Consider the following 15285-nt stretch of genomic DNA (forward strand, 5'->3'; position numbering starts at 1 on the left):
TCCGCTGTAATATGTCAATCGTATGGAAAAGGGGAGGCCGACCATGCCCAAGCAGGTGGATCACCGCGAACGCCGCGAGACCATCGCCCGAGCGCTGTGGCGCGTAGTGGAGGAACGCGGCATCGCGCAGGCCAGCGTCCGCGAGGTGGCCCAGGAAGCGGGCATCTCCCACGGCGCGGTGCAGCACTACTTCGCCACCCGGGAAGAGATGGTGGTCTTCGCCATGGACTTCGCGTCCGCACAGACGTCGCTGCGCGTCGCCGAAGGCGTCAGCGGACTGGGCGACCCACCGCACCCCCGCGACCTGCTCCGCGTGATGCTCGTGGAGATGCTCCCCCTCCGTCCCGACGCACGCACGACGAGCCGGATGAGCGCCGCCTACGTCCTGGAGGCACTGCACGACGCGAACATCCGCACCCGCGCACGCGACGGGTTGGCGCACGGCCGCGACCTCGTCGAGCGGATCGTCCGCCAGGCCGTCACCGACGGCCACCTCAGCGCCGACCGCGACCCGGCTACCGAGACCAACCTGCTCCTGGCGCTCACCGGCCTGACCCCGCTCGTCGAACTGGGCGTGATCGAGCCCCAGGAGGCCCTGACCGCCGTCGACCAGCACCTCAACCAGCTGTTTGGAAAAGGAACTTGACCCCGCACCAGCGCCGGCGGTGACGTTCCGGTACGGACGGCCCGCAGGACCGACGGAGAGCGCGCCGCTGTCCCGGACGGGCTGCTACCGCTCCTGCCGTCGCACGGCCTCGGGGGTGACGGGCGTGAAGAAGTTGATCAGATTCCCGTCCGGGTCCCGGAAGAGGAGGGAGCGGTTGCCCCACGGCATGGTCGTCGGCCGCTGGACGAACACGCAGTCCAGCGACGTCAGGCGCGCGTACGCGGCATCGACGTCCGCGACGCGGAATTCGGTGATCACGGTGTGGTTGGCGGCCGGTCGGGCGGAGTCGGCGCCGAACAGCGCCACGGTGCGGTCGCTGGCGATCGCCAGCGTGCACGCCTCCGTCGCCAACTCGGCGAATTCAGGGGTGGACCACGTCGCGGGGACGGCGGTGACCCCTTCGTAGAACGCGACGAGACGGGCCACGTCATGGGTGATCATGCGGAGAGAAACGAGGTTCACGAACGGCTCCAGGGAGAGGCGACGCCGGATGCGGCGAACGGACGCCTGAACGTTAGAACCAATAGCGGACAGGATCCGCCCGGTATGGGCGGCAGACTTGTCCGGGTGACCACTACGACCACTCGGGTGCTCGCCCTGCTGGAGATCCTCCAGGGCGGCGGCATCCACCCCGTCCCCGACCTGGCCGCTCGCCTGGCGGTCGACGAACGCACCGTCCGCCGCTATGTGGGCCACCTGTTGGATCTCGACGTGCCCGTCGACGCGGTCCGCGGCCGGTACGGCGGCTACCGACTCGCCCCCGGCTACCGGATGCCGCCACTGATGCTCACCGACGAGGAGGCGCTGGCCGTCGTGCTCGGCCTCCTGGCCGCACAGTCGGCAGGACTGGTCACCACCTCGGCCGCGGCGAGCGAGAGCGCCGCGGCGAAACTGCGGCGCGTGCTGCCCAAGCCCCTGGCGCGGCGCCTGGCAGCGCTGTTGGAGACGGCCGACGTCACCGCACGGCCGCGCCCCGGCGCCGCTCCGGAGACGGCCGTGCTGCTCGGCCTGGCGGAGGCCACGCACCAGCAACGGCCGGTGGCGCTCACCTACACCGATCGCAAGGGCCGCCGCACCGACCGCACCGTCCTGCCCTACGGCCTCGTGGCGCACGCCGGGCGCTGGTACCTGGCCGGCGCGGACCCGGCCGCCGGCGACGGGGACGGGGACGGGGAGGGGGCCGTGCGAACCTTTCGACTGGACCGGATCTCCGCCCTGAGCGTGCGCTCCGGCTCGTTCGTCGTCCCGGCGACGTTCGATCCGGTGACACGGGTGCTGACCGGCCTCGCGCGGACGCCCTGGGCCCACGAGGTGTCCGTGCGCGTCCGTGCCGACGTGCCGCACCTCCGCAGGCACCTCCCGGCCGACCTCGCCACGGTGTCCCCGATCGCCGCCGCGGCGGGGACCGACGACGCGGATCCGGCCGAACGCGACGGCGAACCCGGCGGAACGCCCGAAGCGGACCGGGACGGGTGGGTGCGGGTCCGGATGCGCGCCGAGCGGCTGGACTGGATTCCGCCCGTACTGGCCGCACTGGACCGCCCGTTCGTCATCGAGCACCCCGCGGAACTGCGCGACCTCGTGCGTGCACTGGCCCGGCGCCTGGATGCCTGCGCGGATCAGTGAGGGCGTGGTCGAACCGGGGCGCGCCCGCCGACGTCCGCGGGCCCCGGCGGCCCGGACGGGGTCACTCCTGCACGGCGGTCGGCACGTTGTCGACGAGGGTGAAGTAGTCGGTCGTACCGGTGACTTCGAAGAGGCGGCGCACCACCGGCTGGAAGGGGCCGGCCACCAGGAGCCTGCGTTGCCGGCGATGGTGGGCCCGTTGCGCGCCGAGCAGGACGTGGAGGACGGTGGAGTCCGCGAAGTCGGTGAGGGAGAGGTCGACCACCGTCCTTCGGGCCGCGTGCGACTCCGCCAACGCACACGCCTCTTCCAGGAGAGCGGCACTCTCGTGGTCGAGGGAGCCGGTGACGCGGATGACGAACACCTGATCCTCAACTGCGTGGGTGACCACGGCCGGTGTGGGTGCGTGCATGGGTGACAGGATGTCACGGATGGTGGTCGAGGCACTCCCGGAGATCACGGGTCCGGCCGAAATGAGCGTGCACGTGACGCGTCCGGCCGGCCGGGCCGGGGACCGTCGGCCGGCCCCCGCGGCGGGCGGCAGGGCCACCGGATGATCGGCACACGCAGCGGCGCGGAGGAATTGGCCGGGGGCGGATTGCGCACGGAAGCCGGGCGGTGGAATGGTGGGCCGCAGCCCCCGCCGGCACGACCAGGAAAGGTGAGCGGCTCCGGACGGCCCCGGGGCCCGACACGTGGTGAACCCCGCAAAACGCTCGGCCGACAATGCCTGGAGCGACGCGGCGCTGCACGCTGCGCCCTACCCGGTCCTCGTGGCCGACCCCGTGGGAACGGTGCGTCGGGCCAACGAGGCGTTCGGCCTGCTGGTGCCCGACGCCATCGAGGGCAGCGCACTGTGCGAGGTGCTGCCCGGCTGGCTCCTGCTGGCCCACGACCGGCTGTCCGCGGCACCCGAACCGCCTGCGCCGCCGCCGCGGGGCGAGGTGGCCGGCCGCAGCTTCGAGGCCCATGCGACCCGCCTGCCCGAGGGCGAGGTGGTGTGGTGGCTGACCGACGACACCGACGTCCGACTGGCCGAACGCCGACTGCTCCAGGAGCGCAACCGGACCGCCTTCCTGGCCCGGGCCTCCAACGAACTGCTGTCGTCGCTGAACTTGGACCGGTGCATGGAGGTGGCCGGCCGGTTGGCGGCCGCCCACCTCGCGGACGCGGCCGTCGTCATCGCTCCCCCGCGCGGCCGGGTGCTGTCGGTGGTGTCCGCCGACAGCACAGGTGCGCACAACCGCCAACTGACCGGTTTCGCACCGGAGTCGGTGCCCGGCCTCGCCGAGGCGCTGCGCGGGTTCCCGCCGGTGCCGTCCCGCTGGATCGATCCCGCGGCGGCCCCCGAGTGGCTGGTGCCCGACAACTTCGGCCCCGTGGGGGCGATGGTCGTCACCCCGCTGCCCGGCCACGGCGTACCGGCCGGTGCGCTGGTCCTGCTGCGGCGGGCCCACCACGCCGCGTTCAGCGAGAGCGAGGAGTCCTTCGCGCGGCTCTTCGCGGCCCGGGCCGGGGCGGCGATGTCCGCGGCCCGGCTCTACGCGGAACAGGCGCAGATCACCGAGACGTTGATGCGCGAGCTGCTGCCGCCGCGCGTCGGCCAGGTCGGCGGCGTGGAGTTCGCGGCCCGCTACCGCGCGGCCAAGGACGGCGAGCGCGTCGGCGGCGACTTCTACGACATCCATCCGGCCGCGGCGCCGCAGGACGAATCACTGGTGGTGCTGGGCGACGTCTGCGGCAAGGGGCTGGACGCCGCGGTGCTCACCGGCAAGATCCGCAACACCCTGCACGCGCTGCTGCCGCTGTCCGGGGACCACGTGCGGATGCTCCGGCTGCTCAACGGCGCACTGCTCAGCTCCCACCACACCCGGTTCGCGACGCTCGTCGTGGCCTCCGCACGCCGCCGGGCGGACCGGGTGGAGCTGCGGGTGACGTGTGCCGGGCACCCCGCTCCGTTGGTCGTCCGGGCGGACGGCCGGGTGGCGGAGGTCGAGACCCACGGCAACCTCGTCGGCGTGCTCCCGGAGATCGATGCGGTGACCGCCCCGCTCACCCTCGCCCCCGGCGAGTCCCTGGTGCTCTTCACCGACGGCATCACCGAGTCCAAGGGCGGCCCGCTGGGCGACGAACTCTTCGGCGACACACGGCTGCGACGGGCGCTCGCCCACTGTGCGGGGATGCCCGCCGAGGCGGTGGCGGAGCACGTCCAGATGCTGGCGACGGAGTGGGTCGGAGTCAACAAGCACGACGACATGGCCGTGGTGACCGTCACCGCGCCGCGGGGCTCTTCGCGCCGGGCGCCGGGCGGCACCCCGACGGAGGGACACGGTGCATGACGACGTCCTCGGTGCCCCCTGCCCCACTCACCGCCGGGGACCAAGTCCCCTCCTGCACAAGCCGGTTGTGGGAGGCGGTCCGTGCCGGTGACGAGCACGCCGCCGGCACCGGCGTCCGGGACGCGCTGACGGACGGCGTGCCGCCGGAGACCCTGTTGCTGGACGTCATCGGCGGCGTCCAGCGGAGGGTCGGCGTGGAGTGGGCGGCGAACCGGCTGAGCGTGGCGCAGGAGCACGCGGCCACCGCGATCAACGAGCGGGTCATCGCCCTGCTCGCGCAGCACCCGGAGGTCCCGCCCGTACCGCCGGCGCGCGGCCGGATCACCGTGGCCTGCGTGGACGGCGAGTGGCACGCGTTGCCGGCCCGGCTGTTGGCCGAGGTGCTGCGGCTGCGCGGCTGGCGGGTGGACTACCTGGGCGCGCAGGTCCCGGCTCCGCACCTGATCGCCCACCTCCACCTCACCAACCCGGACCTGGTGGCGCTGTCGAGTTCCCTGGTCACCCGGCTGCCCACCGCGCACGCCACGATCACCGCCTGCCAGGCCACCGGGGTGCCGGTGCTGGTGGGCGGGGCGGCCTTCGGGAGTGACGGCCGTCACGCACGGCAGTTGGGTGCCGATGCCTGGGCGCCGGACGCCCGGCAGGCGGCGCAGCGGCTGCAGCGCCCCCTGACCCGCCGGAAGGCGGACCACCAGGCGATCGACGACCTGCCGCACCTGGCGGACCAGGAATACGCGCTGGTCGCCAGGGGCTCCCGGCAGTTGGTGCGGGAGGTGCTGGCCGGTCTGGAGACCCGTTTCCCCGCGCTGCTGGACTACGACGACGTGCAACGGGACCACACCGCGCAGGACGTCGCGCACCTCGTGGAATTCCTCACCGCCGCCCTCTACACCGACGACACCGAGCTGTTCAGCGGTTTCCTGGTGTGGACGGCGGACGTCCTGCGCGCCCGAGCGGTGCCCCCGGAATCGCTGCTGCCCGCCCTGGACCTGCTGGAGCGCGCGCTGCGGGACTTCCCCCGGGCCGTGGGACTGATCACCCGCAGTCGGCGGACCCTCTCCCGCGCCCGGCGCGCCTCCGGGCCGCCCGCCACCGAACAGCTCGACCCTGGGCAGCCCGCATGACCGATCCGTCCCCCGCCCGGATACTCCACCTCTCCTCGACGGCCGTCGGTCCCGACGTGCTGCGGATCACGGTGCGCGGCGAACTCGACGTCGACAGCGCCGCAGAGTTCCAGGACGCCGTGACCGAGCACCTCGCCGCCCGCACCGGCCTGCGGGCCCTGTGCGTGGACTGCGGCGGGCTGGTGCTGTGCGACTCCATGGGCCTGTCCGCGCTGCTGATGGTCCACCGTCGCACCACCGCGCTGGGGGTGTCGTTGCATCTGGAGGAGCGCCCACCCGCACTCGACCGGCTACTGGCCGTGACCGGCACGTTGGCCCATCTGACGGCTCCGCCCGCTGCCGCCACGTCCACTCCGCCGTCGTCGTGAAGCGGGAACGGCCGGGGCGTGACCAGGCCGTGTGGCAGAGTGACCCTCTGATGCACGAATCGCAGTACGGCGGGTAGACGCACACCCGAGGCCGGACCCTGCACCACCAAGGAGGTGAACGGTGGCTCTCACCGCGGAACTGCCCGCTACCTCAGGCGAAGCGCGTGACCGCGTGCTCGCCCTGCTGCGCGCCGGCCACCGGCAGGTCGACGACGTCGTGGTGGCCGACGCCTTGTTGATCACCTCGGAACTGGTCACCAACGCCCTGCGGCACGCCGGTGGAGTCACCGGCTTCACCGCCCGCATCAGCAGCGATCGGCTCGAAGTGACCGTCGAAGACGCCAGCCCGGTCCGCCCGTTCGTGCCGTCCGACACCCGTGACGGCCGGATCGGCGGCTACGGCTGGTCGCTGGTCGGCCGGCTCGCCACCTCCGTCGTGATCACCTCGACGGTGTTCGGCAAGGGCATCCACGTCACGCTGCGCCTGCGGTGAGCAGTGCCGGGCGCGCGTCCGGGCATTTGGCGAGCACCAGGAATAGTTGGAGATCATCGGGGCAGGCGCCCCCTCGTCACGGATCAAGAACGAGGTCCGCCCGGAGCCGGCCGACGCCTGGCCCGGTCTGCCGCAACCGCTCCGCTCGGGCCCGGCACGGACGGACTGCACGACCGGGTCTGCCCCGGTGACCTGCGCCTTCCGGCGGCACGAGCCGCCCGGCGCACCGTCGGTCCACCACGGGGTCGATCCACGACAAGGGAGCCGACACATGTCGCATGCCGATCTGCTGAGCGTGGAAGTCACCGTCATCGACGAGCGGACGGCGGTGGCGGCCGTGTGCGGTGAGCTCGACACCGCAACCGGAACCGCCCTGCACCACCAGCTCGCCAATCAACTCGCCCACGGCCGACGCCATCTCGTACTCGACCTGCGGGACGTGCCGTTCATGGATTCCTCGGGGCTGGGCGTCATCATCAGGGTGCACAACGACACCAAGAAGGTGGGCGGAAGCGTGCAACTGGCCGCCGCTTCCCCGGTCGTCCGGCGGCTGCTCCACCTGACGGGGATCAGTGTCAGCATGCCGGTCCAGGACACCCCCGAGGAGGCGCTGTTCGCGCTGGCCACCGCGTCCCTGCCGGGCCCGGCGTCGTCCTCCTGAGGCCCCCGACCGGCGCTCGCGGTGCCCGGACCCCGTTCTGGCCGGATTCCTCCGCGGCACGCATTCCTCGGCACGAACGGGGTAAGCGCCGGCAAGGATGCCCGCGGGGGTCGGGCACGGAGGGAGACGTGATGACCATCGTCGTGAACGACACCGCGGATCCGGCGCAGACCACGGCACGCGACGACGGTCTCCCGGAGGTCAGGCGGCCGCGTGCCGTGGCGCCGCGGGACGCCCGCGCGCTCTCCAAGCAGTTCTTCGACCGGCTGCAGGAGCTCGAAGAGGGCACCCACGCGTACCAGTACGCACGGAACACCCTGATCGAGATGAACATGTCGATGGTGCGCTACGTCGCCCGTCGCTACCGCCATCGCGGCGACGACATGGAGGACATCGTCCAGGTCGGCACCATCGGTCTGATCAAGGCGATCGACCGCTTCGACCTCTCCCGCGAGGTGGAGTTCTCCACCTTCGCCGTCCCGTACATCCTCGGTGAGATCAAGCGGTTCTTCCGGGACACCGGCTGGGCCGTGCACGTGCCGCGCCGGTTGCAGGAGTTGCGCACCGAACTCGCCAAGGCCAAGGAGCAGTTGCACGCCGCGCTCGACCGCGACCCCACCGTCGCGGAGCTCGCGGCGCACCTGAAGCTGTCGGAGGAGGAGGTGATCGAGGGACTCGTCGCGGCCAACGGCTATTCCGCGGACTCCCTGGACACCCCGGCCGACCCCGACCCGGGCGACCAGCGGCGCGCGCTGACGGAGGTGCTGGGTGCCCACGACCCGGCCCTGGAGACCGTCGAGGACCTCCACACCCTCGCGCCGCTGCTGCGGCAACTCGACGCCCGTGAACGGCGCATCATCGAGCTCCGCTTCGGTCAGGAGATGACCCAGTCGCAGATCGGGGCCGAGCTCGGCGTGTCGCAGATGCACGTCTCCCGGCTGCTCAACCGCACGTTGAGCCGGCTGCGCACCGGCATGCTCAAGGACGGCGCGCCGGCCCCGTCGTCCGGCTCCTGAAGGCGGTGGCCGGTCCGCCCCACCACTGTGGGGGGACCGGCCGGCCGCTCAGCTCAGCGCAGGTACTCCTCGATCACCTCGACGCCGCGCACGGCGCCGCCGCTCTCCCGGACGACCTTCCGCATCCGGTCGAGGTTGGCGCGGACCGCGTCGTCGGACGCGACCCTGGCCACCGCGGCCCGCAGCGCCTCCGCGGTCACCGTGCGGGCGTCGAGCTGCTCGCCGAGCCCGAGCTCCTGCACCCGTCCGGCGTTTGCGGCCTGTTCGGGCATCTGCGGGACGGCGATCAGGCCGACGCCGTAGTACAGGGCCTCCATCGTGGAGTTCATCCCGGTGTGCGAGACGAAGGCGGTGGCCCGCTGGAGCACTGCCGGCTGCGGGAACCGCGCACGGACGTCGAACGACGCCGGGATCGGCCCCAGGGCGGCCGGGTCCAGCCCACCCACCGACATCGCCACGTGGTACGGCTCGTCGGCGAAGGCGTCGATGCAGGTGCGGTAGAACTCGGGGCGGTCGTTGAAGACCGTGCCCAGCGAGACGAACAGCACCGGGGCCTCGGGGTCCGGCGGCGACCACGGTTCGTCCGCGCGGCTGCCGAGCGAGGGACCTATGAAGTGGAACCGCTCGTCGAAGGAGTCGCCGGCGGGCTGGAACTCCCTCGGTATGAACACCAGGTTGAGCTTTTCGGTGACGTCCAGCAGGTGCGCCGGGTCGAGCGCGACACCGTGTTCCGCGGCGAACTCCGCGCAGTCGGCGCCGATGGCCGCCGTGATCGGGTGCGCCCCGTCGGTGCCGGTCATGAACTGGGCGAAGAGCGAATACGTCTCGTTCGAGGCGAAGTTGGGGATGAGTCGGACGGCCGGCAGGTCCAGTTCCTCGGCCAGCACCCGGGCGGACCAGTTCATGGCGTCGTAGCAGATCGCGTCCACCGGCGTGGTGGCGCAGTAGTCCCGGAGCACCGGGTAGGCCGTGCGCATTCCGGCGAAGAGGTGGCGCATGAAGAGGCCGAAGGTCTCCGGGCCGAATTCGGTGGGCCGGTCGATCGGCGGGAGCGGCGGCAGCTCCACCCAGTGGGCCCCGGACCTGGTGACCGCCTCGGCGTGTTCCGCGCTGGTGGCGTAGTCCACGCGGTGGCCGCGGCGGACGAGTTCCTCGACCAGCGGAAGTGTGGGGTTGATGTGCCCGTGACCGAGCAGGGCCACGAATAACAGGTGTTTCGCCATGGCGAAAATCCTATCGATCGTGGATTCTCGCCTCCTGTCCGCCCCTCGCCGGCGCCCCGCCGGCACCGGCCGCGGTCAGTGTTCGGAGGGCATCCGGCGCCCGAGGTTCCGTGCCAAGTGCCGTGCGGCGTGCGACCCTTCGCCGTCGCCCGCCGCCAGCAGACGCAGCAGCTCGATCGCGGCCCGTGCCTCACGCAAGGTGAGCAGGGGCAGTCGTTCCTCGTCCAGATCCACCACACCGTCGACGAGGCTGAGGAGGCGGTCGTTCATATCGCTCATGGACGGGTTAACGGCCACTCACATCGCTGGTTACGGCGGGGGTCAGCGCAGGCCCAGGCAGGGCAGCCAGTCGCGGGCGCCGCCGGTGGCGGTGAGCACGGCGCTCAGGGTGCCGCCGGCGCCTCCCAGGAGGCTCATCCGTTCCTCCCCCAGCGCGCGGGTGCCGGCCCGGTGGGCGTCGAGGTGCGCCAGGAGACGGGCGCGCAGTGCGGTGGCCGACGGCAGCCGGGCGTGCCGGTGCAGCGCGTCGGCGACGGCAAGCACCCCGGCGGCGCCGTGGCAGAGGCCGAGGCGGTCGCCGAGGTGGTCGCCGAAGAGGTGGAAGTCCTCGTCGTAGCCGGCGGCGAGGGTGTCGAAGGCGGCGCCGGCAAGGTCCCGGACCGCGGGGTCCCGGAGGGTGTCCCCGGCGTCCCACAGCGCCCAGCTGACGCCGGGGGCTCCGTAGCACCACGCCTGTCGGCGGCGGGCCCCGCCGGGCGGGGCGGCTTCCGGCCCCGCGCCGTCCCAGGAGCGAATGCCCCGCGCGTCGACGAACGACTGGCCTCGCAGCCAACGGCTCGTCCGCCGCAGGGCCGCGGCGAGTTCCGGCGCCGCGCTCGCATCGCCCTCCTCCGCCTGCCGGGCGGCCACCGCGAGGGCGGTCAGGACGCCGGCGACGCCGTGGCCCGTGCCCGTGTTGATCCGCCCGTCCAGCCAGCTCAGTTGCGGATGCTCCGGATAGTGGGTGCGCAGTCCGTCGAGCCCGTCGGCGGCGCAGAGCGCGGCCAGGCACCGGCCGAGGCGGACGAGCACGCGGTGCCGCTCAGGGGCGGCGGAGCTCAGTGCGAGGAGGGTGCCGGCGGGGCCGAGGATCAGGTCGTAGTCCCGGAAGGTGACCGCTCCGGGGGTGGTGCGTTCGGCGCCGGCCAGGATGCGTGCGGGGAGCCGGTCGGCGAGGCGGTCGGCGACCTGGTGCAGGGCCGGGTGGAGGGTGGCCGCCTGGCGCAGCCCGACGAGGGTTCCGGCGAGCCCGCCGTCGTAGAGGCCCGGGTGGCCCGCCCCGCGTCCGGCGGTGCGGGCCCACACGGCGGTGGCGCGGCTCGCCGCGGCCGTGGCGACGGGGTCGCCGCGGTCGGCGACCAGTCGGGCGAGGACCGGGACGCCCGGGTCAGAGGGGTGGCCGCCGGCGCCCGGTGCCTGGCCGGTGCCGGCCCGCTCGACGTACCGGTCGAGGAGCAGCACCGCGTCCTGGAGGGCGTGGGCCCGCCACCGGGCCTCCCGAGCGGGTGAGGGGCGCGGGTGCACGGCGGCGGTGTGTCCGGTGCGGGAGTGCAGGGGCATGGGTGCGGCGTCCTCCAGGGCAGGGAGCCGTCCGGCGGGATGCCGGACGGCTCGTTCAACCTCGTCTGCTGCGAACTGGGTTGACGGTCCGTCGCGCCGCGGCTCTCCTCCGCGGCGGGTGGATCATCCGGTCAGCAGACGACCCCGGAACAGAAGAGCACCGTGTCGCAGACGACGACCGTGCAGACGCCGGAGCAGCCGCCGGTGTACGCCTCGGCGCTGGGCAGTTCGGACTCGGTGATCCGGGCGTCCAGGTCGCCGATGAGGTTGTCGAGGTCGGTCAGTTCGATGGTTGTGGGCATGACTGCCCTCCTTTTCTCGGTGTGCGGTTCCGCCCCGGGGGTCGTCCCTCTGGAGGGGCGTCCGGGGTGGTCTGGGGCCTCGGTCGAGGCGGGGGCGGTGCGGACCAGTGCCGCAGGGCCGCGGCGGCGCGGGCCGCCAACTCCTCGGGGTGGGCGTCGTACGGCGTCCGCAGCTGCACCTGGGCGGCGACCGGTGCCCCACCGTGCACGGCGTCGCGCACCGGCGAGCGGCCAGGTGCGGGCAGTGCCTCCTCGACGATCAACGCCCCGTCGGGCGTGGCGGCCCGCAGTCGTTCCAGGACGTGCAGGGCGGGCAGCGCCGCCAGGTCCACGGGTACCGGTTTGGCACCGGGCGCCGGGCGGGCGAAGCAGAAGCGCGGCAGCTGCCGGGTGCGCCGGAGGACGGCGAGGGACGTCACCTTGTCGGCTTCCCGGGTTCCGGGCTCCCACAGTTCCGCGACGGGCACCCGCCAGGCGGCGGGGCTGACGACCAGGTCCCCGCCCACCGACAGCCGGGGCACCCGCCCTGCCGTGGGGAACGCCCCGATCAGGCCGCCCAGTTGGACCACGTGCTGGGTGGCCGGGTGGGCGGCCGCCATCAGCAGGCGGGTGAGCCGGTCGTAGGGCGGGGCGGGGTTCCGGGTGGCGTGGTGGACGGGGAAGACCCGCGCCCCGTCGACCTCGGCGAGGACGTGGCGGCCGTCGGAGCGGAGGGTGAGCCGGTCGAGGGGGAGGTGGTGGACGGGGCGGGGAGCGTTCCCGCCCGGCGGCCGGGGCGTCGCCACCGCTCCGCATACACCATCTTCGCCACAACTCCCGTAGTACAGCGCGGTGTTGGCGTCTCCGGTGGACCAGTCGGTGAGCACGGGACGCCGTACGGCGTTGGCGGCGCGGGCGTCCAACGGGGGGACCAGCACCTCGACGAAGCGGACGTCCGCGGCCCGTTCGAGGGCGGCGAGGAAGGCCCGGTAGGCGGCCGGTTGGGGGTAGCCGCCCCGGCCGGCGTGCAGGGCGTGCAGTGCCTCGGCGAACCGGGCGTCGAGCACGCCGGCCGGGGAGACCGTCTCCAGGACGGCGACCGGCCCCTCGGCGTCGAGCGGGCGCAGCAGGCAGTCCGCCGGCCAGGCGGCGAGAAGTTCGGGGGCCTCGGGCGGGGCGTGGCAGGCGTCCAGCAGCGGGCCGTCGAGGTCGATCCGTGCGTCGTCGAGGTGGGCTGCGAGGTGGGCGAGCAGGTGGGCGTATCCGGAACCGGGCGTCCTGGCGGGGTGCCAGCCTTCGTAGCGGCGGCGTGTGGTGGCGGTGGTCGGGCGGTCCGTCTCGGCGGAGGGGTCGGCGGGCGGGGCGGTCAGGAGGTCGGCGACCGAGCGCGGTTCGGGGCCGATGTCCGCCGGCCCCGGGTACGGCTGCGGGGTGGTGCCGGTGGGGTCCGTGGGGGGACGGTCTTCGGCGCGCAGGGCGGCGAGCCGGGTGGCGAGCCGCAGTCCGCGGGTGATCCGGGCCAGGGCGAGGGCGTCGAGGCGGGCGTCGAGGGTGCGGTAGGAGTCGACGAACCACGTGGCGTCCTGGTGGGGCGGCGCGGCGTCGGTGGCGTGCGGGCCGATGCCGTCGCGAGCGTCCGGGGCCGCTGCGGTCGCCGGGGCCGGATGGTCGTCGAGGGCGTGGTGCGGCGGGTGGATCCGTGCGGCGGGGGTCCAGTGCGTGCGGCGTTGCGCCGGCGCGGCACAGAGTTGCAGGACGCCCAGCCGCAGGAGGTGCTGGAGGAACCCGCGGAGCGCGGTGGTGGCCCGCCGCCGCCCTTCAGGGGTGACGTTCGCCGGGGTGGTCAGGCGCGCCGCGATCAGGGCCTCGACCTCGGCGAACGGGCGGGGGCCGGGCGCGAGAAGCGCCAACACCGCGTCCAGGACCGGTGTGCGGCGCAGTTCGATCCGGCGCAGGCGGGAGCCCCGGGAGCCGGTGTCGACGACCGCGCAGCGCAGCACGCCGGTGGGCATCGGGCAGTGCAGGGGCGTCAGGGCGAGGAGGCCGCCGGGGCCGGCGGCGGCCGGTCCGGCGTCGCGGAGCCGTTCCCACAGCAGGTGGACGTTCTCCATGCTGCTGGTGGCGCCGGCCCCGGCCCGGGCGGGCGGCGCGACGAGGGAATCACCGGCCGCGGCGGCGCCGAGTGCGGGTGCGGGGAAGACGGGGACGGCGGCGAGTTGGCCGAGCCAGTCGCGCGGGGTGGTCTTGGCGGCGGCTCGGGCGGCCACCCGCCAGACGTAGCCGGTGTACTTGCGCAGCCGTTTGCCGTGCCAGGGTTCGCCGGCCGCCGCCCGCCGGGGGAAGTCCGCGGCGATCCGGGGTGCGGTGGCGCCGAGGTGGCCGCGCAGGACCGGGTCGTGGTGCAGCAGGTCGAGGGCCAGCCGGCCCACCCGTGCGCGGTCGGTGGCGACCGCGGCGGCGCATGCGGCCCGCGCCGCGGCCAGGTCCGCCGCCCGGTCGGCCAGCTCCGTGAGGGCGTCGGCCAGCAACGGGTCGACGCCGGCCACCGTCTCCAGGACGGGGAGGTCCGCGGGTCCGGGGGCGGTCCCGGCGTGCAGTCTGCGGCGCAGGGCGAGCACCGCGCCGCGAGCGGCGTCGGCCAGGCGCGGGTGCGGCACGACGCCGGTCCCGAGCCGGTCCCCCAGTGCCGTGGCGCGGGCGGTGTGGCGTGCGTCCCGCTCCGCCAGGTCAGCGGCCCAGGTGAAGAGCGGTTCGTTGCCGGCGGACGCCCAGAGCGTGCCCGGCAGTCCGGCGATGCGGACCAGTGCGGTCGGCCCGACGGTGCCGGGCGGGGGTGCCGCCGCGGCCGGTGGGCGGGCGTCGGCGGCGTCCGGCGCGCGGCGCGTCATCGGGGCTCCCCGTCATCGGCGAGCGCCTCGGCCAGCAGGCACTGCCGGGCGAACGACATCCGCGCCCGGTTCCAGTGGAAGACCACCGCGTAGGCGGCGGCGCGTCGCGGGCCGGTGGTGGCGGCGCCCGACTCGAAGTAGCCGGTGCGCCATCGTCGGGCCGTCTCGCCCAGGGCCGCGGCACCCTCGGCCAGGGACGCCCGCTGTTCCTCGGGGAACGAAGCGAGCATCCGCTCGCCGGGCCGTGTCCAGAATTCCCGGATGCCCTCGGCGGCCCGCCGCCACGCCGCCCCTCCTCCGGGCCCGTGCCTGTCGCGGGCGGCGGCGGTGAGCCGGCGTCCGGTGTCCTCGCGCACGACGTCCCACACGCCCCGGTGCTCCCACCCGACCACTCCCAGCCCCGCGAACACCTCCCGCAGCATGAACAGCGAGCGCCGCCAGGCCGTGGCCTCCCCCTCGGGGCACGGATGGCGGGCGTGGTGGTCCAACCAGGCCAACGAGTCGTCCGTGAACAGCCGGTGCACGTAGGGCATCGACGCCCGGCCGCCGAAGAGGTACTGCTCGGGCTCGTACACCACGCCCAACGGCGGCTGCCGCCAACCGCCCCGTTCGGCGAAGTGGTGCGTCAACTCCGCCCGCAGCGCCTCCCGTTCACCGTCCGGCGCCTCGAACCGCACCCGCAGCCCGGGCTCCTTGTGCATGAAGAAGAAGTTCTGGGCGCGGCCGGTGTCGAGGAGTTCCCGGGCGACGGCGCCCAGCCAGTCGTACGCCGGGAGGTGACCGTCCGGCGCGGGCGCGAGGTTGAACTGGACCCAGGACGTCCCCGCGGTCCGCTGCCGCACGGCGGCCAGGCCGGCGGCCAGGAACGCGGTGCGGGCCCCGGGGAGTTCGGAAGCGTCCGCACAGGCGGGGAGGGCGGATATCTCCAGGGCTCCGGCGTTGCGGAGACAGTCCGCGAGCAGGTCCGTGACCATCAGCATGTACGTTCCTCCGGCACCGA

The 15285-nt window shown here is 74.0% G+C and carries 16 protein-coding genes; 8 read left to right on the top strand and 8 right to left on the bottom strand.

The window, feature by feature from the left end; genetic code table 11:
* The first annotated feature begins 43 nt into the window (after positions 1-43).
* Positions 44-646: a TetR/AcrR family transcriptional regulator gene (locus ACLJT4_RS14355; protein ID WP_411122690.1), complete on the top strand. Its 603-nt coding sequence runs from the start codon at positions 44-46 to the stop codon at positions 644-646.
* Positions 647-730: 84 nt separating this feature from the next.
* Here the strand turns inward: ACLJT4_RS14355 and ACLJT4_RS14360 are convergent, their stop codons facing one another.
* Positions 731-1129 (bottom strand): VOC family protein, encoded by a 399-nt coding sequence (locus ACLJT4_RS14360; RefSeq protein WP_411122692.1) that lies wholly within the window; start codon positions 1127-1129, stop codon positions 731-733.
* A 105-nt stretch (positions 1130-1234) separates the two neighbouring features.
* On the opposite strand from ACLJT4_RS14360, the gene ACLJT4_RS14365 reads away from it, so the two are divergent.
* Positions 1235-2293, top strand: a complete 1059-nt coding sequence (locus ACLJT4_RS14365) for a helix-turn-helix transcriptional regulator (RefSeq protein WP_411122693.1) — start codon at positions 1235-1237, stop codon at positions 2291-2293.
* A gap of 61 nt (positions 2294-2354) precedes the next feature.
* On the opposite strand, the gene ACLJT4_RS14370 is transcribed toward ACLJT4_RS14365, so the two are convergent.
* Positions 2355-2705 carry an STAS domain-containing protein gene (locus tag ACLJT4_RS14370; RefSeq protein ID WP_233656049.1) on the bottom strand — a complete coding sequence of 117 codons (351 nt, stop codon included), beginning with the start codon at positions 2703-2705 and terminating at the stop codon, positions 2355-2357.
* 283 nt (positions 2706-2988) lie between these two features.
* Between ACLJT4_RS14370 and ACLJT4_RS14375 the strand changes: the two genes are divergently transcribed.
* The 6 genes from ACLJT4_RS14375 (at position 2989) to ACLJT4_RS14400 (ending at position 8294) form a co-directional block, all read left to right on the top strand.
* Positions 2989-4632 (top strand): PP2C family protein-serine/threonine phosphatase, encoded by a 1644-nt coding sequence (locus ACLJT4_RS14375; RefSeq protein WP_411122694.1) that lies wholly within the window; start codon positions 2989-2991, stop codon positions 4630-4632.
* On the top strand, positions 4629-5756 hold the full coding sequence (locus ACLJT4_RS14380) for a B12-binding domain-containing protein (protein ID WP_411122695.1): 1128 nt from the start codon (positions 4629-4631) through the stop codon (positions 5754-5756). The genes ACLJT4_RS14375 and ACLJT4_RS14380 overlap by 4 nt, the downstream gene beginning before the upstream one ends.
* Positions 5753-6124 carry an STAS domain-containing protein gene (locus ACLJT4_RS14385; RefSeq protein ID WP_411122696.1) on the top strand — a complete coding sequence of 124 codons (372 nt, stop codon included), beginning with the start codon at positions 5753-5755 and terminating at the stop codon, positions 6122-6124. The genes ACLJT4_RS14380 and ACLJT4_RS14385 overlap by 4 nt, the downstream gene beginning before the upstream one ends.
* A 121-nt stretch (positions 6125-6245) precedes the next feature.
* A complete protein-coding gene (locus ACLJT4_RS14390) occupies positions 6246-6617 on the top strand; it encodes an ATP-binding protein (RefSeq protein ID WP_411122697.1) in 372 nt (123 codons plus the stop codon).
* A 271-nt stretch (positions 6618-6888) separates the two neighbouring features.
* Positions 6889-7278, top strand: a complete 390-nt coding sequence (locus tag ACLJT4_RS14395) for an anti-sigma factor antagonist (protein ID WP_411122698.1) — start codon at positions 6889-6891, stop codon at positions 7276-7278.
* Between the two features lie 131 nt (positions 7279-7409).
* Positions 7410-8294, top strand: a complete 885-nt coding sequence (locus tag ACLJT4_RS14400) for an RNA polymerase sigma factor SigF (RefSeq protein WP_411122699.1) — start codon at positions 7410-7412, stop codon at positions 8292-8294.
* Between the two features lie 53 nt (positions 8295-8347).
* Here the strand turns inward: ACLJT4_RS14400 and ACLJT4_RS14405 are convergent, their stop codons facing one another.
* The 6 genes from ACLJT4_RS14405 to ACLJT4_RS14430 form a co-directional block, all read right to left on the bottom strand.
* The gene (locus ACLJT4_RS14405; protein ID WP_411122700.1) at positions 8348-9517 is read right to left on the bottom strand and encodes a macrolide family glycosyltransferase; all 1170 of its coding nucleotides are present in this window, start codon (positions 9515-9517) and stop codon (positions 8348-8350) included.
* Positions 9518-9592: 75 nt separating this feature from the next.
* Entirely contained in the window at positions 9593-9787 is a 195-nt protein-coding gene (locus tag ACLJT4_RS14410) for a hypothetical protein (protein ID WP_233656056.1), read from the bottom strand.
* 51 nt (positions 9788-9838) lie between these two features.
* Positions 9839-11116 carry a lanthionine synthetase LanC family protein gene (locus ACLJT4_RS14415; RefSeq protein ID WP_411122701.1) on the bottom strand — a complete coding sequence of 426 codons (1278 nt, stop codon included), beginning with the start codon at positions 11114-11116 and terminating at the stop codon, positions 9839-9841.
* Between the two features lie 131 nt (positions 11117-11247).
* Complete coding sequence (locus ACLJT4_RS14420) at positions 11248-11418, bottom strand: hypothetical protein (protein WP_233656058.1); 171 nt, start codon at positions 11416-11418, stop codon at positions 11248-11250.
* A complete protein-coding gene (locus ACLJT4_RS14425; RefSeq protein ID WP_411122702.1) occupies positions 11397-14285 on the bottom strand; it encodes a lantibiotic dehydratase in 2889 nt (962 codons plus the stop codon). Before ACLJT4_RS14425 ends, ACLJT4_RS14420 begins: the two co-directional genes overlap by 22 nt.
* Complete coding sequence (locus ACLJT4_RS14430; protein ID WP_411122703.1) at positions 14282-15265, bottom strand: thiopeptide-type bacteriocin biosynthesis protein; 984 nt, start codon at positions 15263-15265, stop codon at positions 14282-14284. The genes ACLJT4_RS14425 and ACLJT4_RS14430 overlap by 4 nt, the downstream gene beginning before the upstream one ends.
* Positions 15266-15285 lie beyond the last annotated feature (20 nt).

Source organism: Streptomyces sp. x-19, from assembly GCF_046549115.1.
In the GTDB taxonomy this organism is placed as follows: Bacteria; Actinomycetota; Actinomycetes; order Streptomycetales; family Streptomycetaceae; genus Streptomyces; species Streptomyces albulus_C.